The sequence below is a fragment of the Actinosynnema sp. CS-041913 genome (assembly GCF_050942485.1).
In the GTDB taxonomy this organism is placed as follows: Bacteria; Actinomycetota; Actinomycetes; order Mycobacteriales; family Pseudonocardiaceae; genus Actinosynnema.
This window is the reverse complement of sequence record NZ_CP192037.1, coordinates 2,166,095-2,185,188: the sequence shown is the minus strand read 5'-3', so window position 1 is coordinate 2,185,188 and position 19,094 is coordinate 2,166,095. Positions and strand designations below refer to the sequence as shown.

Annotated in this window: 18 protein-coding genes and 1 CRISPR repeat array; of the genes, 6 read left to right on the top strand and 12 right to left on the bottom strand. The window is 68.8% G+C overall.

Features of this window, described 5'->3' with window-relative positions:
• Positions 1–98: 98 nt before the first annotated feature.
• A complete protein-coding gene (locus ACQPZF_RS10825; RefSeq protein WP_433270797.1) occupies positions 99–2,297 on the top strand; it encodes a hypothetical protein in 2,199 nt (732 codons plus the stop codon).
• Here the strand turns inward: ACQPZF_RS10825 and ACQPZF_RS10820 are convergent.
• Positions 2,240–3,346, bottom strand: a complete 1,107-nt coding sequence (locus ACQPZF_RS10820; RefSeq protein ID WP_433270795.1) for a HesA/MoeB/ThiF family protein — start codon at positions 3,344–3,346, stop codon at positions 2,240–2,242. The two genes, ACQPZF_RS10825 and ACQPZF_RS10820, sit on opposite strands and share 58 nt — an antisense overlap.
• A gap of 481 nt (positions 3,347–3,827) precedes the next feature.
• Here ACQPZF_RS10820 and ACQPZF_RS10815 point away from each other — a divergent pair, with 481 nt between their 5' ends.
• The 3 genes from ACQPZF_RS10815 (at position 3,828) to ACQPZF_RS10805 (ending at position 5,507) form a co-directional block, all read left to right on the top strand.
• The gene (locus tag ACQPZF_RS10815; protein WP_433270793.1) at positions 3,828–4,214 is read left to right on the top strand and encodes a hypothetical protein; all 387 of its coding nucleotides are present in this window, start codon (positions 3,828–3,830) and stop codon (positions 4,212–4,214) included.
• A 313-nt stretch (positions 4,215–4,527) separates the two neighbouring features.
• Positions 4,528–5,136: a hypothetical protein gene (locus tag ACQPZF_RS10810; RefSeq protein WP_433270791.1), complete on the top strand. Its 609-nt coding sequence runs from the start codon at positions 4,528–4,530 to the stop codon at positions 5,134–5,136.
• Positions 5,133–5,507, top strand: a complete 375-nt coding sequence (locus tag ACQPZF_RS10805) for a hypothetical protein (RefSeq protein ID WP_433270789.1) — start codon at positions 5,133–5,135, stop codon at positions 5,505–5,507. The genes ACQPZF_RS10810 and ACQPZF_RS10805 overlap by 4 nt, the downstream gene beginning before the upstream one ends.
• 298 nt (positions 5,508–5,805) lie before the next feature.
• Positions 5,806–7,005: a CRISPR direct-repeat array (repeat unit 28 nt; unit sequence GTCTTCCCCGCGCGAGCGGGGGTGGTCC).
• A gap of 114 nt (positions 7,006–7,119) precedes the next feature.
• On the opposite strand, the gene ACQPZF_RS10800 is transcribed toward ACQPZF_RS10805, so the two are convergent.
• Genes ACQPZF_RS10800 through ACQPZF_RS10785 form a run of 4 tightly spaced genes read right to left on the bottom strand, consistent with a single transcriptional unit; the run spans position 7,120 to position 10,505 of the window.
• Positions 7,120–7,575, bottom strand: coding sequence for an NUDIX hydrolase (locus ACQPZF_RS10800; RefSeq protein WP_433270787.1), 456 nt, complete (start codon positions 7,573–7,575; stop codon positions 7,120–7,122).
• A 41-nt stretch (positions 7,576–7,616) separates the two neighbouring features.
• Positions 7,617–8,246: a dTMP kinase gene (tmk, locus tag ACQPZF_RS10795; protein WP_433270785.1), complete on the bottom strand. Its 630-nt coding sequence runs from the start codon at positions 8,244–8,246 to the stop codon at positions 7,617–7,619.
• Positions 8,243–9,721 carry a B12-binding domain-containing radical SAM protein gene (locus ACQPZF_RS10790; RefSeq protein ID WP_433270783.1) on the bottom strand — a complete coding sequence of 493 codons (1,479 nt, stop codon included), beginning with the start codon at positions 9,719–9,721 and terminating at the stop codon, positions 8,243–8,245. The genes tmk and ACQPZF_RS10790 overlap by 4 nt, the downstream gene beginning before the upstream one ends.
• Complete coding sequence (locus tag ACQPZF_RS10785) at positions 9,690–10,505, bottom strand: hypothetical protein (protein ID WP_433270781.1); 816 nt, start codon at positions 10,503–10,505, stop codon at positions 9,690–9,692. Before ACQPZF_RS10785 ends, ACQPZF_RS10790 begins: the two co-directional genes overlap by 32 nt.
• A 352-nt stretch (positions 10,506–10,857) precedes the next feature.
• Here ACQPZF_RS10785 and ACQPZF_RS10780 point away from each other — a divergent pair, with 352 nt between their 5' ends.
• Together ACQPZF_RS10780 and ACQPZF_RS10775 are read left to right on the top strand one after the other, a co-directional pair.
• On the top strand, positions 10,858–11,868 hold the full coding sequence (locus ACQPZF_RS10780; protein ID WP_433270779.1) for an AAA family ATPase: 1,011 nt from the start codon (positions 10,858–10,860) through the stop codon (positions 11,866–11,868).
• Between the two features lie 13 nt (positions 11,869–11,881).
• Positions 11,882–12,712, top strand: a complete 831-nt coding sequence (locus ACQPZF_RS10775; RefSeq protein ID WP_433270777.1) for a phosphotransferase — start codon at positions 11,882–11,884, stop codon at positions 12,710–12,712.
• Between the two features lie 1,130 nt (positions 12,713–13,842).
• Here the strand turns inward: ACQPZF_RS10775 and ACQPZF_RS10770 are convergent.
• The 7 genes from ACQPZF_RS10770 to ACQPZF_RS10740 all read right to left on the bottom strand — a co-directional run bounded on the left by ACQPZF_RS10770 (position 13,843) and on the right by ACQPZF_RS10740 (position 18,975).
• Positions 13,843–14,088: a hypothetical protein gene (locus ACQPZF_RS10770; protein ID WP_433270776.1), complete on the bottom strand. Its 246-nt coding sequence runs from the start codon at positions 14,086–14,088 to the stop codon at positions 13,843–13,845.
• A 97-nt stretch (positions 14,089–14,185) separates the two neighbouring features.
• Positions 14,186–14,494, bottom strand: coding sequence for a hypothetical protein (locus ACQPZF_RS10765; protein ID WP_433270774.1), 309 nt, complete (start codon positions 14,492–14,494; stop codon positions 14,186–14,188).
• 8 nt (positions 14,495–14,502) lie between these two features.
• A complete protein-coding gene (locus ACQPZF_RS10760) occupies positions 14,503–14,817 on the bottom strand; it encodes a hypothetical protein (protein WP_433270772.1) in 315 nt (104 codons plus the stop codon).
• Between the two features lie 157 nt (positions 14,818–14,974).
• Positions 14,975–15,178, bottom strand: a complete 204-nt coding sequence (locus ACQPZF_RS10755) for a helix-turn-helix domain-containing protein (RefSeq protein ID WP_433270770.1) — start codon at positions 15,176–15,178, stop codon at positions 14,975–14,977.
• 438 nt (positions 15,179–15,616) lie between these two features.
• Positions 15,617–16,309: a tetratricopeptide repeat protein gene (locus tag ACQPZF_RS10750; RefSeq protein ID WP_433270768.1), complete on the bottom strand. Its 693-nt coding sequence runs from the start codon at positions 16,307–16,309 to the stop codon at positions 15,617–15,619.
• A 513-nt stretch (positions 16,310–16,822) separates the two neighbouring features.
• Positions 16,823–17,725, bottom strand: a complete 903-nt coding sequence (gene ribD, locus ACQPZF_RS10745; protein WP_433270766.1) for a bifunctional diaminohydroxyphosphoribosylaminopyrimidine deaminase/5-amino-6-(5-phosphoribosylamino)uracil reductase RibD — start codon at positions 17,723–17,725, stop codon at positions 16,823–16,825.
• Positions 17,722–18,975 (bottom strand): helix-turn-helix transcriptional regulator, encoded by a 1,254-nt coding sequence (locus ACQPZF_RS10740; RefSeq protein WP_433270764.1) that lies wholly within the window; start codon positions 18,973–18,975, stop codon positions 17,722–17,724. Before ACQPZF_RS10740 ends, ribD begins: the two co-directional genes overlap by 4 nt.
• Positions 18,976–19,094 lie beyond the last annotated feature (119 nt).

The following is a 19,094-nucleotide window of genomic DNA, read 5'->3' as shown; positions in this document are numbered from 1 at the left end:
AGGTCTATCCACCGTTAGAGGGGTGCAACCGAATCGAGCGAGTGATTTTAGCGGTCTGAGCGCCTTTCCTGTCGGTGTTGCGGCCAAACTATATACCCATGGTCGATGGTGGTGTCAGCAACGACATGGACGGCACGGTCCAAGGGGTGTTGCTGCAGGCGGGCCGAATTGATCAGGTGGTGCTGCCGCCTACCCAGGAAACCATGGTGGTGCCGCGACAGCTACCGGCTGCGGTGCACGATTTCTGCGGGCGTGGTGCCCATGTCGCCGCTCTCGACGCTCTATTGGCCGAATCGGAGTGGAATACCGGTGGCGCGGCGGTGGTAGTGGCGTTGAACGGTTCGGCTGGGGCGGGGAAGTCGACGTTGGCGGTGTGGTGGGCGCACCGCGTCCAGGATCGTTTCCCGGGTGGCACGTTGTTCGTGAACCTGCGCGGCTACGGCCCGAGCGCCCCGTTGCCCCCACTGGTTGTGCTGACGGACTTCCTCACCGCGCTTGGTATCGCGGAGCGGCGGGTTCCCGAGGGCGTGGAGGCGCAGGGTGCGTTGTTCCGGTCGCTGGTGACGGCCCGGCCGGTGCTGGTGGTGTTGGACAACGCCGGGTCCGCTGAGCAGGTGCGTCCGTTGTTGCCCGGTGCGGCGGGGTCACTGGCGTTGGTGACCAGTCGGGGCGCGCTGTCGGAGTTGGTTGTGCTGGAGGCGGTCCGGCGGGTCACGGTGGACGTGTTCGACACCCGGGACGCCGTGCGTCTGGTGGAGCGGGTCGTGGGTGGGGCCCGGACCGCCGCGGAGCCCGACGCGGTGGGGGAACTGGTAGGGGTGTGCGCGCGGTTGCCGTTGGCGGTGCGGGTGGCGGCGACGCGGTTGGCGTCGCGTCCGTTCCTGTCGGTGGCCGATGTGGTGGAGGACATCCGAGAGGAGCAGCGGGGCTCGATCGGGGTGGACGGGTCATGGCGGGGGTTGGGTGGGGTGCGGCCGGTGTTCGAGTGGTCCTACACCCTGCTCGACCCGTTGCACGCGCGGGTGTTCCGGTTGGCGGGGTTGCACCCGGTGCCGGAGTTCGGGACGCATGCCGTCGCCGCCCTGGCCGCGCTGGACCTTCGTTCCACGATGCGTGTCCTGGACGAGTTGGCGGAGCAGCACCTGGTCGAGCAGGTGGCCCGTCATCGGTATCGGATGCATGACCTGTTGCACGACTATGCCGCCCACCGCGCAGAGCTGGACGAAACACGTGGGGCGAGGGAGGAGGCGGTGGCGCGCTTGCTGGGGTGGTATGCCGCGGTGGGGGACCTGGCAGATCGTCTCGTGTACCCGGTGTCGGCCCGGCTAGCCGTGGATCTCCCCGTCGTGCAGGTGCCGAAGTGGGATCGGGAGGATGCGTTGGGGTGGTTGCGGTCGGAGCGGGCGGTGTTGTCGGCGGCACAGCGCATGGCCGTGGATCACGGCATGTACCCGGTGGTGATCGCGTTGGCGTTGTCGTCGCGTCACCTCGGGTTGGGACCGCGGGCGTGGTGGCGGGAGGAGCTGGAGGCGAAGTCGCGCGGGGTCGAGGCGGCTCGGGTGTCGGAGGACTGGGCGGCCGAGGCGTTTCTGCGGGTTCTGCGTGGGCACAGTCACCGGAGTTCGGGTGACCAAGCGGCGGCGGAGGCCGACTTCCAGAACGTGTTGGATGCGGCGGCCCGGTCCGGCGATCGGGTCCTTCGCCGGCGGGCGTTGGCCGGGTTGGCGAGCCTGCGCGAGGCACAGGGACGTCACGACGAGGCGGTGGAACACTACCTGGCGATGTGGGAGGCGACGAGGCAGGAGGGCGACACCGCGGCCGAGGCCATCGCGTTGGGAAACCTGTGCCTGGTGAACGTGGCGCGGGGTCGGTTCGAAGAGGCGTTGGACTACGCGCAACGGGCGTGGGAGCTGCGCAGCGGCACCGGTGATCCGTTGATCATCGCCTATGCCGAGGACGACCTGGCGCTAACGCGGCAGGGGCTGGGTGAGCACGACACTGCGATCGGGTTGTGGGAGAAGGTTGTGGACGTCTACGCGCGGCACAGCGGCGCGGAATCGCATCTGGCCACGGCGCTGGAGGCGATGGCCGTCTCGCTGTCCGCCACCGGCCGGGACGACCAGGCTGTGCACAACCTGCGGCGGACCGCCGCGATCCTGACGGACCTGGACGACCCGCGCGCCGAACTGGTCCAGCGACGTGCGGAGGATCTGGCCTCGGCATGCGCCGACGGGTCCGGTCAGGCGTCGGATCGTCCGCAGGCGGGGCAGTCCGGCTCCGGTTCCAGCGATTCGTAGAAGGTGCTGTGCTGCAGCGTGATGAGGTTGTACCCGATCTGGCGGTTCGCCCGCAGCCGGGGAATCCCGGTGATCAGACTCATCACAGCGTGACCGGCCAGGTGTCCCGCGATCCCGGCTGACACGGCGTTGGCCGCGTGCGTCCCGGTCGTCCCGCTCATCTCCGGCCACGGGGTCGACGGCGGTGCTGCGAGCTGTTCGCGTGCGGCGGCGGTGCGTGCGCAGTCGTAGCAGGGCCCGTTGCCGGGCACGAACAGCCCTACTCCCGCCCTTGGCCCGTGATAGCCGCCGTGGACCCAGGCGGTGCCGGTGTCCAGGCACGCCCGGTTGGTCCACGAGCGGATCTCGTGTGGCGTGTCGGCGGCCATCAGCAGCACATCGCACCACGTGGCCAACCGCCGCAGCGTCCCCACGCCGTCGACGGTGGTCTGCTCGCCGGTGACCTCGACCTCGCCGTTGTGCCGGCGCAGCACGTCGACCGCGACGTCGACCTTGGCGCGGCCGAGGTCGTTCTCGGTGTAGAGGATCTGCCGGTTGAGGTTGGACAGCTCCACCAGGTCCGGGTCGACCAGGTGCAACCGCCCCACTCCGGACTGGACGAGCGCGAGGGCCGCGGTGCTGCCGACCCCGCCGACGCCGACGACCGTGACCCGCGCCTGCCGCAGCGCCAACTGAGCGTGCCACCCGGTGGTGCGCGGAGCGGTGTCCATCCACCGCCATAATGCCCGGCTACGCGCGAACCGCTCTCGTTGGGCCTCGGAGAGCACCTCCGGCGGCGGTTCGTCGGCGTCCTCCAGATAACCGGCAGCGGCCAGCGTGTCGACCGCGGTGTAGACCGTGTGGGGCGGTTTGTCGGGATGGCGGTGGACCAGGTCGGCGACCACCTGGTCCACCATGCGCGTCCCGTCGAGAAGTGTGAGCAGCGTCCACACCGTGCCGTCCGGGTCCGGGATCATGGCGGCGACTCCCGGCAGGGAACCACCAATCTGCACCAGGTCTTCGCCGTGGCGGACGGGCAGGTGCTCGTACTTGATACGTGGGCGGTGCATCACACTTCTCCTGTCACATCATGTTACGACTCGTCCGTCTTCTTCGAGTCACACGGGATCCGATCCACCGTGACCGCGATGAAAGTGATGATCATGTATTCACCCCCTCCCTGCCGGTCGAGGGGCACAGAGCGGGGAAAGGCAAGCACTGGCGCGGCGGCTGCGACTCGTCCGGCAGTGGGACGTGGAATCGAGATGGGCTCATCCCTGGTCCCTCCTCTCCTGTGGTGGCCGGCGGGTGGCCGGCTGAGAAGAGGATGCGACGCACCCAGGAACAGAACCGGGGACAACCGGCGGGACAAGACCGGGACAATGACTCACCCGAACGGGTGGTCTTGTATCGGCCGAGCTTCGGACCGCTCCGGCACAGCGGGTACCGCACGCCGGCCAGGGTGCTGTCAAGGGGAGAACGCGGAGTGGAGATCCGACTATTGGGCGGGGTCGGGATCCACAGCGCCCTACGGAGTTGTGCCTGCTGCCCATGAGTGAGCGGGACAAGGAAGTGGAGGTCCTGGCGCTACGGCACCAAATCACCGTCATGGAACGGCAACCGGGTAACGCCCGTCTGCGGTTCTTCCCCGGCGACCGGGCGTTCCTCGCGGCGCTGCTGCACCGACTTCCGATCGACGCGCTTCGTCGACTGCGACTACTGGTGCGTCCGGAGACGGTCGTGCGCTGGCACCGGGATCTTCTCGCCCGCCGCCACGCGACCCAGCCCCGGCAAAAGCACCGCGGCCGTCCCCGAACCGTCCGCTCGATCCGGCTCTTGGTGCTGAGCTTGGTGCGGAAAAACCCCTGCGGGGTGCCAGAACCCCACACTGGGAGGCTGAACTACGGCGATCCGGCTCTCTGGGCCTTCAGGCCATGAATGTGAGGTGTGGCGTTACGACTGCTGTACCTGATCTTCGCCTGACTCGGCGACTGGCTGGTTCTGCTCGGTCGGTCCTCCGTCGCAAAGGATGTGGACTTGTCGGTGCTGCGGCACGAGGTCGCCGTGCTGCACCGGAACAAATTCCGCCCGCGGCTGGGGCGGGCCGATCGCGCGGTACTCGCCGCGTTGGTGCGCGACTCCCCGTCGGCTGCGTGAGCACCGATTGGTGACACCGGGAGCCATCCTGCGATGGCACCGACGCCTGGTCGCGAAGAAGTGGACCTACCCTCACCGCACCGGACGACCATCGATGAACGACACCGTCGTGGCGTTGATCGAACGGATGGCACAGGAAACATGGGCGTTGGCCACGAAGCACGTGATCGCGACGGCCGGGCAGTTGGACCGCGTCGACCATCCGGTCCACCGGCACGTCGAGCTTCACCATGATGGGGCCATGGCATTGGCCACCCGTGTAGCCGGTTGGACCGACCACGACATCACCAAAGACATCGGGATTCACTTCAGCGTGGTCGACTCCTTGACGGTGGACGCGGTGGCTTTCGCATCCGCCCATGCGCGCAGCCTGGGGGCAACCGGGACGCTGCTGATCCGGGCACCGTTCGAGGTGCAACTGCATGGGATGCGTCCCCTCGTGGCGGTCGACAACAGGCGGATCAGGCAGATCACCGCAACTTTCAGGGTGCTTGAGGGGTTCGAGCGCTGTCCGCAACCCCATTGCTGGGTGGAGGCCGCGTTCCAGATGACGGTTACGTCGATGCCCTGCGCCGGGTGGCCCGCCAATTTGCCGAGGACTTGGACCACCGATTCGGCATGGGCGCGTCGTCGATTCCAGAGTGAGGATCAGGTCAACCGGCCCAGGTCGGTCGTGAGATTCTCGGTGCGACCGGGTTCGTGACGCTGCTCGAGGCTGACTTGCACAGTCGGAATGTCAGGCAATTCGGGCACCATCTCCGCGCGACGTTGTCGGCCGATCACCGCCCGGCAGGTGCCACGTACGGCTTCGACCAGCCGTTCCCGAAACAGCCGTCCGCAGTCCCCTCGCCGCATTCCCGGTTCGAGGCCCGCTCTGCCCGTACCCGGTGGGATTCGAACCTGCGCGCCCGCCTCCGGAGGGCGACCGCCAGCGGCCACACCGCCATCTACCTGCAACAACGCTATCACCGTAGATCACATCCACCTCGTGAACCTCCCCGCTTGACCCTGTTCCGCGTCACGCGCGACGTCACGGCCGCGATCACATCGAAGATCGACATCGCCTTGCGATAACCACCCTTTTGAGTGAGAGGTCCCGACACCGAATCGCCGGTTATGCGGTTCCCACCTGTCGCACAGTGCCAGCGCTGAGGTCCCGGCCGTCACTTCGTGCCGGCCTCGCCGTATGTTGCAGATCCCCACCGGGAGGTAGTACCACCACTCCGTCCTCCGGCAGATGCAGCGGCCCACACAGCCGTGTGCGGACCCATTCCACCGAGGACGCACACCCGACGCACGAGCACCATTACGACACCACGACAACTCGAATCAAAACCGACCTACGGCGTTGTAAACTCCCAGGTCAAGAAGTGTCTTCCCCGCGCGAGCGGGGGTGGTCCCGCCGCGCGGGTCATGGGCGAGCTGGAGCGCGCGTCTTCCCCGCGCGAGCGGGGGTGGTCCGCTCGGTGTCTTCGATGGACGGGGTGCTCACGTCGTCTTCCCCGCGCGAGCGGGGGTGGTCCTGCGAAAAACAGGACCTCGGCGAGCGTCGCAAGGTCTTCCCCGCGCGAGCGGGGGTGGTCCGTGGAGGATCGTCGGACCCGGGTCCGCTGCTCCGTCTTCCCCGCGCGAGCGGGGGTGGTCCCTTCCCCGGGACCGCGAACCCCGGAGCCGCACTCCCGCCCGACCGTCTTCCCCCGCGCGAGCGGGGGTGGTCCGCCGCGCTTGAGGCGCTCCAGCTCGATCCGGTTGTCTTCCCCGCGCGAGCGGGGGTGGTCCCACCGGGACCTCGTCGATGGCGAACCAGATGTCGTCTTCCCCACGCGAGCGGGGGTGGTCCGTAGACGCCGACACGACGGGGGTCGCTGGCCCTGTCTTCCCCGCGCGAGCGGGGGTGGTCCCCCGTCCGCCCAGTCGATGTGCGCGCCCCGCTGGTCTTCCCCGCGCGAGCGGGGGTGGTCCGCCGACCAGCTCGCCCAGCACGTGCTGGAGCGCGTCTTCCCCACGCGAGCGGGGGTGGTCCCGCGGCGGGTGAGTTCGACGTGCCGGACACCCCGTCTTCCCCACGCGAGCGGGGGTGGTCCGTCGCCGTCGCGGTGGGCGCTCAGGATGATGGCGTCTTCCCCACGCGAGCGGGGGTGGTCCCTGCCGGCATTCGCTGTCCGCCTACCTGCCGGGGTCTTCCCCGCGCGAGCGGGGGTGGTCCGGCGTCCGCCACGTCGGGCGTCGCAAGGGAAAAGTCTTCCCCGCGCGAGCGGGGGTGGTCCGTGGTTGACCGACGGCCGCGTCCGGGACCGTGACGTCTTCCCCGCGCGAGCGGGGGTGGTCCGCTCTGCGTCGCGGCGTGCGCCGGGTCTCCGATGTCTTCCCCGCGCGAGCGGGGGTGGTCCATGCAAATGCCAGTGGGGCGCGACCGGACAGTGGTCTTCCCCGCGCGAGCGGGGGTGGTCCTCCGCGCGTGTGGCGTCCGGACTGGCACCACAGTCTTCCTCGCGCGAGCGGGGGTAATCCGTGGGTCGTGGGAGCGTCGGAGAAGGACTTCGTGTCTTCCCCGCGCGAGCGGGGTAGCCCCTGATCGGCGGCGGCCCCGAACAGTAGGTGTTTTTCGTGCGGGAGTGAGGGTGGCCCGCTCTGCCCGGTAGTGGACGCCGATCGCAGGTCTGTGCGGGCGGGGTGGTGCGGGGGTTCAGTGGGCGGGGGTTGGGTTCTGCCAGCCGTGGACGCTGAAGGGTGTTTCCGTGCGGTAGGCGTGGAGGCCTGCTGCTGGGTAGTCGATGAGTTGGTCGGGTAGGTCGTGCAGGGGGAACCAGTCGACTGCGGAGCACTTGTCGGGTTCCTGGTTGGTGGGGTGGCCTGTCCAGTGGCTGGTTTCGAAGAACAGGCCCAGGCGGGGTTCGGGGCCTGAGCCGTTGACGTGCAGGGTGTGGACCAGGCGCAGGTGGGTGGGGTCGACGTGGACGCCGACTTCTTCCCTGGCTTCGCGGGCGGCGGCCTGGAGGACGGATTCGCCTGCGTCGAGTTTGCCGGAGGGCAGGTGCCAGAGGCCGTCGAACCTGGAGTTGGTGTCGCGGCGGCGGGTGAGCAGGACGTGGCCGTCGCGGACCAGGAGGACGTGGACGTCGATCAGGTGGCGGTCGGCCATCGGTCCTCGTCGGCAGGGTCGTGGGGTGGACCCGGCGGAGCTTACGGGGTGGTCGATTCAGGGTTGTCGGTGGTGGCGAGCTGGTTGACTCGTTGGGCGATCATGGCCGCTACCTGGTCCGATGCTGTTGTTGTCGTGTCGATGGCCAGGATCGGGTAGCCGCGTTCCGTGAGACGCCGGATCGTGTCTTCGTAGAGGTCGGACTCGGTGCGGCTGGTGGTCACGCCGGTTTCGAAGCGGTGGCGTGTGCCTCGGTGGGCGATGCGATCGGCGGTGGTGGTGGGGTCGGCGGTGAGGATGACGGCCAGGCCCGGGGTGTCGGCGGCGGCGTTGAGTGTCTCGATGAAATGGAGTGGGACGCCGTCCATGCGTTGCAGGACGTAGGACGAGGCGACGTAGCGATCGCACAGCACGATGTGACCTTGGTCGAGGTGTGGGCGGATGTCGGTGGTCAGGTGGTGGTAGCGGTCGGCGGCGACCAGGCACGCGAGGGCGTGGCCGGAGTAGGTGTCGGAGTTGTCGCGGGCTGTGCGGCCGAGTAGGTCGTGGGACGGTTCGGTGGTCGCGTGGACCTCGTGGCCTTGGGCGGTGAGCAGATCGTGCAGGTGGCGGACCGTGGTGGATTTGCCCGCGCCGCCGGGGCCGTCGACGGTGACGAGGAGGCCGTTCATGCGGCTGCCGTGCGTGCGTGTTGTTCGCGGGACAGTGCGGCGAGTCGGGCACGGATGTGGGTGACCGGGACGTCGGAGAGTTGGAGGTTGGTGGAGAAGTTGAACTCGTCGCGTTCGCGCATGGACTCGTCCACTCCGTTGTCGGTGAGGTCCACGGCGGTGTAGTCGAGTAATTGGTCTGCTGTGTAGCGGCCGGTGGCGATGAGGCGGTGCCAGTCGGGTGTGCCCGGGTAGGGGCGGTACTCGAAGACCGAGGCGCGGAAGTGTCCGGGGAGCCTGTCGGCGAGGTTCCACAGTTCGTGTACCAAGTGGACGGTGGTGTCGACCTCGTGCTGTGTCTCGGTGGGGAATCCGAGGATGAAGTAGCCCTTGACGTTGATGCCGCGTTCGGTGAGTCGTCGCACCACCTGGCGGGTCATGGCGGAGTCGATGCGTTTGTCGATCAGGGTGAGCATGCGGTCGCTGCCGGATTCGATGCCCAGGGCGACCTCGCGCAGGCCGTTGGAGGCGAGCGTGTCGAGGGTGGCGTCGGAGGCTCGGTGCAGGACGTTGATGCGGCCTGTGGCGTCCCAGACGGCCCAGTCGCCGACGTGTTCGGCGGTGAACGCGGTCATCATGCGGTCGATCACCCGTTTCGCACCCAGGAACAGGTCGTCGACGAACCGGAACGCCGTCACTCCCCCGTCTCGGAGTTGGCGCATCTCGGCGATGATGTTGTCGGGTCGGCGTGTTCGGATGCTGACGTCCGGGTTGGCCGAGACCGCGGCGCCGCAGAACGAGCAGTTGTACGGGCAACCGCGAGCGCCGACCATGTTCGCCTCCCACCTGTCCGCCTCGTGGTGCGGGTCCTGAGCCAGGTAGCGGCGGTCCACGAAAGGCAGTGCGTCGATGTCGGGTGCCAAGTGGTGTGCAGTGCCCGGTGCGCTCCCGGCTACGGGCGTTCGCCGCACCGGATCGAGCCACATGACCTGGGGCAGGTCGGTCCGCGCACGGTGGTCGTGAAGGAGGGCGGCGACACGGGTTTCGCCTTCGCCGACGACGAGCGCGGCACAGCGTGACATGCGCGGGTCGGCGAGGATGTGTTCCGGCATCGCTCTGGCCTGGTGGCCGCCGAGCATGACCTTGATGGCGGGATCCAGCGCGGCGGCGATGCGTGCGGAGACACTGTAGGTCGGGGCGAGAAGGTTGAAGCCGACCCAGCGCGGCGCGGCGTGGTTGACGATGTCGGCCGTGTGGTCGATGCGCAGGCCGTGGGCTTCCGCGTCCAGGACACCGACGTTGAAACCCTGCGCTGCGGCGTAGGTGGCCAGATACGCCATACCGAGGACCGGCAGCGTGAAGTCGTTGACGCGAGGCCGCTCGGCGTAGTCGCGCAGTGGCGCGTTGACCAACAGCGCGTCGAGCGTGCGCCGGTGGTCGGCGCCGGCGATGAGCCCGGAGGATCTAGAAGGCGACGGTTCCCGAGGTGTGGGCATGGCGTACTCCCCATGCGAGTGTCAGCGAAGTCCAGTCCGACAACCGGCTTCCCGCCAGCCGTGACCACAGTCGTGCGAACTCGGGTTCGGTGTCCGGCCAGGTCCGTTGGGGTGCCAGGCGTTTCGCCCAGGTCCGCACGGCCAGATCGGCATACGGGTAGAGCGCGTAGTCGTTGGTGAGGTCGGCGACCGTCGCGCCTGCCGTCCACGGCCCGATCCTCGGCACGTTCTGCAACTCGTCCACCAGAGCGGCCGGCTCCAACTCCGCCCACTTCGGCCCGAACTCCACCACCGCCTCCGCCGCGGCCTTGAGCGGACGGCGTTTGAACGCCAACCCCAGGGACTCGAACTCGACGTCCGCGAGGTCCAACACGACCTCGGGAGTCGGGAACAGCCAGGTGCTGCCGTGGCGCGTGGTCACCTCGTCGCCGTGGGCGCGGCAGAACGCCCGGTACAGCCTGCGGGCCTGGCCGGCGCGGATCACCTGACGGACGATGGAGGTGGCCAGCGCGTCCCACAGATCAGGGTTGCGCCACCGCGCAACCGGCCCTGCCGCACGCAGCACCTCGACCATGTCACCCGGACCGTCGAGAGTGGCCGGATCGACCACATCCACCACGGGCTCGTCACCAACACCCGAGACCAGTTCGGCATCCGCCTGCCGAACCGAACCCTGGGCACCGCTCAATACCCAGATGGACCGGCCGGAACGCACAGCGCGGTAGACCACGTCGCCGTCGGACAACCACGACGGATGGTCCGCCATCACCGATGACACGATCATGAACTCTCCCAACAGCGGTCGGCGACCGCCCATCATGCTCTTACCCATCCGCCGACCGGAGACTGACACTGCGAAGCCCGCCGAGCACAGCGGGCCGAAGACGCAGATCCGTCACCGTTCACTCGGCCACTCCCCATGCTCGCCCCATCGCAACCCCGCCAGGCCGCACTACTGCGGCACCCTCGGGCAAGTACACCCGATCGGTGGCGAACGAATCTCCGACCCATGCTCCGCCTCACCGCTCGAAGACGACGGTCGCAGCAGGCCTCACGCCCTGCGCTGCGCAGCCGGGGAGAGCAGGCCGCACGTCCTGTCAGCCGTTCGACATCCCAGAGCCGTTCTACGAGTTACGATGCCGTCGCTTCCAACGAAGCTGACCACCGAGGCGCGGCGCACCGCCGTCGGGAGCGACTTGCGCGGGACACGAGCACCGGCAAGGGCTACTTCACGGGCGGCCACAGCGGCGTTGGCCGGGCAGTTCGCGCGCGTGTCGCCGTGCGTGCCGACCATGTGCGACCCGCAGTGCGGGCCGAGCTGCAGCCCGGCGTGCGCGCCGGCGAACAACTGCACACCTCAGGGGAAGTGCGTCCCGACCGGAGTACTGATCAAGGACACGCCCATGCTCGCCCGCCGCGCGTACATTCCCGACGAACTGCTGTCTCCTGACGTGTCCGACTCGTGGCCGCTCACCGTGCCGTGTGTGGCGCAGTTGGCCGCGGAAGGCATGGAGTTCCAGCGGCCGATCACGTTCCTGGTCGGGGAGAACGGTTCGGGCAAGTCCACCCTCGTCGAGGCGTTCGCCGAAGCGTGGGGACTGGACGCGCACGGAGGGCGAGCGGGGCGCAAGTACGTCAACGACCGGCCGAAAACACCCCTCGGCGAGCTGCTGCGCTGGGACACCACCAGCGCCGGCGCCCGCCACCGGAGCGGGACGCGGACCAAACGCCGCGGGTACTTCCTGCGCGCCGAGACCGCGTTCGGTTTCATGCAGGCCGTCAGCGGGATGCGCGGCTACTGGGAAGAGGACACCAGCGAGATGAGCCACGGCGAGGGCTTCCTCACCGTGCTGTCGTCCATGGTCCGCGAACCCGGCTTCTACCTGATGGACGAACCTGAGGCGGCACTGTCGTTCACCTCGTGCCTGCGGCTGGTCAACCTGCTCTACGACCTCGGCCGATCCGGCGCGCAGGTGATCTGCGCGACGCACTCGCCGATCCTCGCCGCCACCCCCGGAGCCGACATTATCGAGGTAGGCGACCACGGGTTCCGGCGGACCGCGTGGGAAGACCTCGCACTGGTCGACCACTGGCGCCGGTACATGAACCATCCCGACGCCTACCTGCGGTACACCACCGACCAGTGAAAGGGGGCAACCGGTGACGGTCGACACCGGCGACGCCGACGCACGATTCCGGCAGTGGATGCGCGACAACCTCGTCCGCGCCGCCGAACACTTCGGCGTGGTCGTGACCGGTGAACCGCTGCACGGGTGGCTCGACCGGTCGATCAGCGCGCCCGTCCGCCGGGGTGGCGCCGAGTATTGGCTGCGTGTCGTGTCCGAGGACAAGCGGTGGATCGGCGGCGACTTCTGGACCGGCAACCTCGACGCCAACGGGTTCGCCGGCCTCTCCAAGCCGTACGTGCTCGACGTGTTCGAGTGGGAGCAATGGCGGCAGCAGCGCGCCGAGATCACGACTCGGATGCCGGGCTCCCCCTGCTCACCCACCGACGCGCTGCGCACCGGGATCGACCTGTCCGACCAGTGGTGGGCCGAACTGCGCCGGACCACCGACACCGTCGCCGCCACTCCGACACAGCGCGTCAACAGCAGTCAGGACAAGGTCACCCAGCGCCTTGTCCAACGGTTCGGCGATGCGGTCGACCCTACGGTGCCCGAGTGGGAGACGGTGCACGGCGACGTGCACTGGGCCAACCTGCTACGACCACGGTTCGGCCTGCTCGACTGGGAACTATGGGGACGCGGTCCGGTCGGCACCGACGCGGCGACCCTGCTGTGCTACAGCCTCCTGGTCCCCGACATCGCGCAGCGCGTGCGCGAGGTCTACGCCGACGTACTCGACACAGACACCGGTCGGTTCGCACAGCTCTACGTCGTCGCCCGACTGTCGCGCCGAATCGACGGCGGCGAATACCCCGACCTCGCCCAACCACTCGAACAACACACACGAGCATTGCTCGACTCCTGACCACCCCGAGATGACCTTGCGCGCCCGACACCGGCCACATGAACACCAGCACACGGAAGGTTCGCCAGCCCCGCGTTACGTAAGCGGTCGACACTGATCACTCGCCCCGTGGCTCAGCGCGACCAGCCCGTCCTCCGACACATCCAGCGGTCCCACACCCCATACCGGGTCAAACCTCGCCGTCGCCAAGTCCACCGGACGAACACCAATACGACACCACGGCAAACCGAATCAAAACTGACCTACGGCGTCGTAAATTCGCTGGTCAAGAAGTGTCTTCCCAGCGTGAGCGGGGGTGGTTCCTGATCAGCGAGTCGGGCCACAGCGGCATCACCGTCTTCCCCGCGTGAGCGGGGGTGGTCCCGGCGACAGCCCCAGCACGGGCGCGATCTCCGAGTCTTCCCCGCGTGAGCGGGGGTGGTCCCGGGTCGGGCCAGTCCGCGTCACCCTGGGTGCGGTCTTCCCCGCGTGAGCGGGGGTGGTCCGGCGCGGCCTCAGGTCCAGCCGCGTCCCTTTGTTTTCCCCGCGAGCGGGGGTGGTTTTCCGCCGAGTGTCCGCGCGATCCGGAAGTTCGGGTCTTCCCAGCGCGAGTGGGGGTGGTCCCGGGTCGCAGCGCCAGAAGTGGTGGTCGTGGCCGTCTTCCCCGCGCGAGCGGGGGTGGTCCGGCTTCGCATCACGGGCCTCGATCGACGCGGTGGTCTTCCCCGCGCGAGCGGGGGTGGTCCCGACCGGACATTTCATCGGTGACGCCCGCCATCGTCTTCCCCGCCGCGAGCGGGGGTGGTCCCACCGGCCGCGGCTTCCGGCCGCTGGGCGGGGCGTCTTCCCCGCGCGAGCGGGGGTGGTCCGGCCGTGTGCTGCTGGCTGGCGATGGAGTGCATGTCTTCCCCGCGCGAGCGGGGGTGGTCCGTTGACCGCTCGCTGCCCCGAGCGTGGGCTACCGTCTTCCCCGCGCGAGCGGGGGTGGTCCCGCGGTGACGCGGGGGGCGGCGCGACGGTGTGCGTCTTCCCTGCGTGAGCGGGGGTGGTCCCGCGATGTACGGCGGGGCCGCGTCGTCGATCAAGTCTTCCCCACCTCGGCGCTCCGGAACTCCACCCTTGAACAGCCAGAACTTCAACCTTTCTGGAAGCTACAGGGCCGTGTTCGAGGTGGCTCCCGCGCTGGAGCGCGTGTTCACCGAGGAGGTCATCGGCAACCACGCCGAGATCGGGGTGTACGAGCCGCAACACGAAGCTTCGCCCACCAAGACGATCGTCATCGCCCCGTTGACCGCGACTTGCACCGGAGGCGCTGCGGCATCGGCCCGATCCGCATCGCGGCGAACCACTTCGCCGAATCCGGAGCCTTGGAGAAGCGCCTCCGCCAGGAACTCCACCGCGAGCCGGGTACCCCGCTAGGTAAGCCGGTCGTCCGGCTCACCCGGCGACGTAGCAAGCCGGAAACCGGCAGGGCTCTCAGGGACGTTGCTGTGGTCAGTCGCGTTTGCGCAGTGCCGTGGATGGGAGGAGTTGGTCGGCGAGTTGGATGTGGGCGCGTCGTCCGTCGGCGTAGCGGATCGGATGGTTGACGACGCCGTACCAGTCGCCGTCGACGCTGCGGAACCAGCCCGACAACACCCCAGGCACCGAACCGGTCATGTCCAGGCCGTCGGCCACCACCCGGCGCGGGACGCCGGACGGTCTGGGGAACGCGGCGGCGAGGTCGACCCACACACCGGTCAGCACCGGATAACGGCCGTGCAGGACGTCGCCGTCGTAGCGCGTGTAGGGACTATCCAGCACGAGACCCCCTACGGTGCCGGTGTTCGCCAGAGCGTCGAGGCGACCAGGTCCCGGTACGGTGTGTCGTCGAGTTCGGCGCGGTCGCACGCGGGGCGGTCGGTGGTCAGCCTCCAGTGGGGCGCGGCACCGTGCTCGGCGGTGCAGGCGGTGCAGACGACGTCCAGCACGCCGTCACGGAGCACCGCCCGATATCCGGTCGCCGCCAGGGCGTGCCGTTGTGGTCGGCAGGTGGCGGGCAGGATCGCGACCCACGTGTTGGTGCTGTCCAGGCGGCGGCGCAGCGGGCCCTGCGGTTCGGCGGTCGGCAGTTGCGGCACGTCCATGACCCGCAACCTAGCATCCCTTCGCACACATGTTCGAGCCCACGTGGAATCGTCACACAGGTCGGGCAGCATGTCCCGACTCAATCCGAGACCGGCGACCCGGTTCCCGTCCGGCGAAGCCGGTCACGGTTGTCCCGGCGCTTCGGCCGCCGCTGCGCTACTTGATCCAGAAGAGTTGGTTGAACCTGCGCGGACCGAGTGCCGCCAGTGCCGCCGCGATGAACCTGTTGCCCGGACGCATCCGGCCGTCGAGCACTCGTTGCACCGTCGACCGGTTGACGCCCATCGCCTCGGCCAGTGCGTAGTCGGAGTCGTATCCGGCCTCACGCGCGACCCTGCGGAAGCTGTCCCGGACCGCCACACAAGGGCCACCCACAGTGGTCCCGCTTTCACCTGGTTCGGGGGTCACCGTCGAGATCCTTCTCAAGCACAAGCGCGGAGACCCGCGCGTGACACGCCGTCCTACCGCTACCACCGGCACGCGCCGTCGGATGCCGAAGACAATGGCCTCCGGAAACCACCCAGGCACGGTGGTGGCCACGGCGGCGAACCATCCTCCTCCAGCGCCACCTCCCGCCAAGCCGTTCCTCAGTGGGCATCCGGGCGACAGCGGACTTCGCGTCATCGGCCGGTATCCCCCGTCGCCAGGTCATCCAACCCTCACGCGCCCATGGCAGCGTCTCCGGTCGGGTGCTGCCAGCGGCACCTCGGCAGGGTCGGCTGTTGGTATGCGCTTGACCCGACCCCATGCCGTGGGTGGCGGTCGCCGGGGAATTGCACAACACGGCCTCGGGAGTGATCACGTTCCCGGTTCGCACGGTTCCAGCAGGCGCGGGACAGGCGGAGCCGGATCCCACAACGCGACGCCGAACTCCCCGACCCGCAATACATCCACCTTCGGCAACGCCCCGTCCGTCGGCGTCACCCGCATCGCCACCAGGAGGTCACTCGCCTCGGCATCCGCACCATCCTGGGCGCCGTCCAACGCCCTGACCGCCTGCGCGACCAGGCGCCGCGCCGCCTGATGATCGCGGCCCTCGGCCCAATAGGCACGGGCCTGCAGCACCCAACACTCCGCACGATGCCGGGAGACCTCGCGACTCGGCTTCAGCCGCGTGTAGAACTGGTCAGCGCGGCCCGCGTAATACACCGCCCTGCCATACCGACCCGCCTCCGACATCAGCGCAGCCAACTCACGAAACGCCCACGCCGCACCCTCTTCATGGCCACGGGCGAGCAACATCTCCACCGCCTCGTCCAGACAATCGATCATCCGATGCCACCGCGGCCCCTGCACCCGATACACCGACGCCAACGAACTCAACGCCGACACATACCCCTCCCGCGTGCCCTCCGTCCAAGCCTCCGTCACCTGCTCACACCGGTCCCTGTTCCTCCACACCGCCAACTCGCAGCGCCCCATCCCCACCGCATCCCGGAACGCGCCACGGCGGGCGAAGAACGACGCGGCGCACTGGAACATCACCGCCACCTCCTCCGAGCACGGCCCCAACGCCAACAACCGCCCCGCCAACGACCTCGCATCCACCAGCTCCCGCCGCTCCACATCCTCCGGAACCCGCAGCCACACACCGGACAACGACCTCGCGCCGGCATCCACCCGCCCACACGCCACCGCCTCACGCGCAGGCACCAACATCTCCCCGAACGCCGACACGATGATCACCACCCGTCCGACTGCGACGTAATTGGCCTTCCGGCCCGATACCCCTTGCGGCTTACCGACTTTGTCGCCGTCATCGCACCTGTGACAGGCGAAGGACGGAAGGAGGCAAATTGGCTGCCAGGCGATTTGCCCTGTCCAGACGGGCAGACTTGGTGTTCTCGCGTCCGGGCGGAACGTCAATCAGGTGCTGCGCGGCGGTGGTGTGGGAGCGTTCGCGGCTGCGCGGAAAGAAGACCGAGGCGAGCGGGCCGGGCCCGTCGGCCGCACGGCTGGTGACGACACGACGATCGAGCACATCGACTGCTCGGGCTGGCAGCCCTACGGTCGTGGCAGGTCTTGGCGGTATGCGCCGACGCGGACGTTCCGGCCGTCCCGGGTCACCCGGTCGATGGCGAATCCCCTCGGCACCAGCGATAGCAGCCCATCGGACGGCGGACGGTGTGAGGGGCTCTGCGGGTGCAACTGGACGACAACCCTGTCAACCAGTCCTCTGTGGAGGAAAGAGGCAGCGCTGTCCGGGTCGGCGACGAGCAGGATGGTGCGTGTTCCTGCGTCGTGCAGGCGGGCGAGCCGGTCGGCCGGGTCCGTGCCGGGTTGTGGTTCCGGTATCGAGAAGGTGTCGGTGTCGTGGCTGTTCGGCTGCGCCTCGACCACACGTCCGTCGGCGTGCACGACGACATCCACGCCCGTGGCCAGTGCCGCCACCTGCGATGCGGTCGCGACAGCGATCCGTCCGTCCGAATCGGACCTGTACAGCCACGTGACATGAGGGCGTCGGGTGCGCAGCGAGTCGAGCCAGGGTCCGAGGACGAGTCGGGCCGTGTCGGCGAGTACCCCGACCTCCACGTCGATTCCGGCCGCGCGCAGTCGTGCCGCGCCGCCTTCTTCTCGGGAGGTGGGGTCGATGAGGGCGATCACTGTTCGGGCGATGCCGGCGTCGATGAGCGCCTGGCGGCAGGGTGGGGTGCGTCCGTGGTGGTTGCACGGTTCGAGGGTGACCACGGCGGTGCCGCCGCGTGCCCGCTGTCCTGCTGCGGTGAGTGCGTGGACTTCGGCGTGGGGTTCGCCTTTGCGTTGGTGGTAGCCCTCGCCGACCACGCGGCCGGTCGGGTCGAGGATCACGCAGCCCACCGGCGGGTTGGGGCTGGTGTGGCCCAGGCCGAACGCGGACAGGGCGATCGCGCGGTGCATCGCGCTGATTTCGGGTTCCGAGGCGGTCACGGTGATGTGTTCATCGCCAGCTTGTGGTCGAACGCGGCCACTGCGGCGATCGTCCGGTGCGGTGCGAGCAGGAGGGCCACGGTGCGCAGTTCGTTCTCGGTGCGGACGGATCCGGAGCTGTGGGCGATGTCCAGCGCTTCGTCGGCCAGGTGGGCGGCGTACTCGGGCTCGCCGATCCGCGCCGCCGCGGTGGCGAAACGGCTCAGCGCGGTGCCCCGGTCCCGGCGGTAGGCGGGGGCCAGCGACGGCAGGACCATTTCATAGACACGGATGGCGCGGGCGGGTTGTCCGACGGTGAGCCAGCACGCCGCTCGTTGGAGTTCGAGGTAGGTGGCGGTGCAGAACGAGCCGTGGCCGGCGCGGGCGTCGCCGGTGGTGTCGGCTGCGGCCCATGTGTGTGCTTCGTCGAGTTTGTGCTGGGCTGTGTTCGGGTCGCCGTCGAGAGCGTGTCCGTGTGCTTCCTGCTGGGCGATGGCGGCCTTCATCGGCGTCGGCAGGGCGGCTTCGTCGCGTCGTGCCGCTTCGGCGAGTGCCACCGTGCGGGCGGGGTCGCAGGCGGCTGCGGCCTGTTGGCTGCGTCGGAACAGGGTCCAGGCGAGCATCAGCCGGTCGTCGGCTTCATGTGCCCATTCCATCGCCCGGTCGGTCCAGTGTTGCGCGAGCAGGGCCTCGCCCGCGTCTTCGTGGAGCCAGGCGGCGGACTCGGCGTACTGCGCGGCCAACCGGACCATCTCGCGCCTGACCGGCGCCCTCGCGGTGCGCATCAACTCCTGGAGCAGCCGCAGATGGTCGTGCACCGGACCGAGGGCGAACCGGGGGCCGAACAGGTTGTCGGTCTTGACCAGCAGGTGCCACTGCTCACGCAAGTGGTCCACCAGATCCGGGATCTGCGCGGGAGACAACCCGCTCAGCGGCGACCCGGCCTGCGACCGCCTATCGGCAGGAGCCTCCACGGGCGGCTTGGAGTCCGCGTCGCCCCTTACAGTCTGCTGTTCGCGTTTGGCCGCTTGGCGCAGCGCGATCAGGGTTCCGTCTGCTTCCAGTGCCTTGTCGATGGCCTTGACGAGTTCGAACGACGGCAGGTTCTGACCGGGGCGCTCGGCCAGGGACACGTACTGTCGGGTGTAGCCGATCGCCACGCCCAACCGGGGTTGGCTGAGCCCGGCCTTCTCCCGGCGGGCCTTGATCTCGTATGCGAGCCGAACCGCGGCCGGCCGCGGTTCACCGTCGGATTGATTCGCATCGTTCATGGTCGGCTCCACGGTGGCCACGGGCACGCCATAGGCAGTCAAGCGGGCAAATCGCCTGGTAGTCGGTTTGCCTCCTTCCGTAATCATAGCTGGTCCTGGTCGCATGGGCGTGGCATCAC

Coding starts and splice junctions, on each gene's coding strand:
- ACQPZF_RS10825 (WP_433270797.1), top strand. CDS start 99: ATGGTCGATGGTGGTGTCAGCAACGACATGGACGGCACGGTCCAAGGG.
- ACQPZF_RS10820 (WP_433270795.1), bottom strand. CDS start 3,346: ATGCACCGCCCACGTATCAAGTACGAGCACCTGCCCGTCCGCCACGGC.
- ACQPZF_RS10815 (WP_433270793.1), top strand. CDS start 3,828: ATGAGTGAGCGGGACAAGGAAGTGGAGGTCCTGGCGCTACGGCACCAA.
- ACQPZF_RS10810 (WP_433270791.1), top strand. CDS start 4,528: ATGAACGACACCGTCGTGGCGTTGATCGAACGGATGGCACAGGAAACA.
- ACQPZF_RS10800 (WP_433270787.1), bottom strand. CDS start 7,575: ATGGCCGACCGCCACCTGATCGACGTCCACGTCCTCCTGGTCCGCGAC.
- tmk (WP_433270785.1), bottom strand. CDS start 8,246: ATGAACGGCCTCCTCGTCACCGTCGACGGCCCCGGCGGCGCGGGCAAA.
- ACQPZF_RS10790 (WP_433270783.1), bottom strand. CDS start 9,721: ATGCCCACACCTCGGGAACCGTCGCCTTCTAGATCCTCCGGGCTCATC.
- ACQPZF_RS10785 (WP_433270781.1), bottom strand. CDS start 10,505: ATGATCGTGTCATCGGTGATGGCGGACCATCCGTCGTGGTTGTCCGAC.
- ACQPZF_RS10780 (WP_433270779.1), top strand. CDS start 10,858: ATGCCGTCGCTTCCAACGAAGCTGACCACCGAGGCGCGGCGCACCGCC.
- ACQPZF_RS10760 (WP_433270772.1), bottom strand. CDS start 14,817: ATGGACGTGCCGCAACTGCCGACCGCCGAACCGCAGGGCCCGCTGCGC.
- ACQPZF_RS10740 (WP_433270764.1), bottom strand. CDS start 18,975: ATGAACGATGCGAATCAATCCGACGGTGAACCGCGGCCGGCCGCGGTT.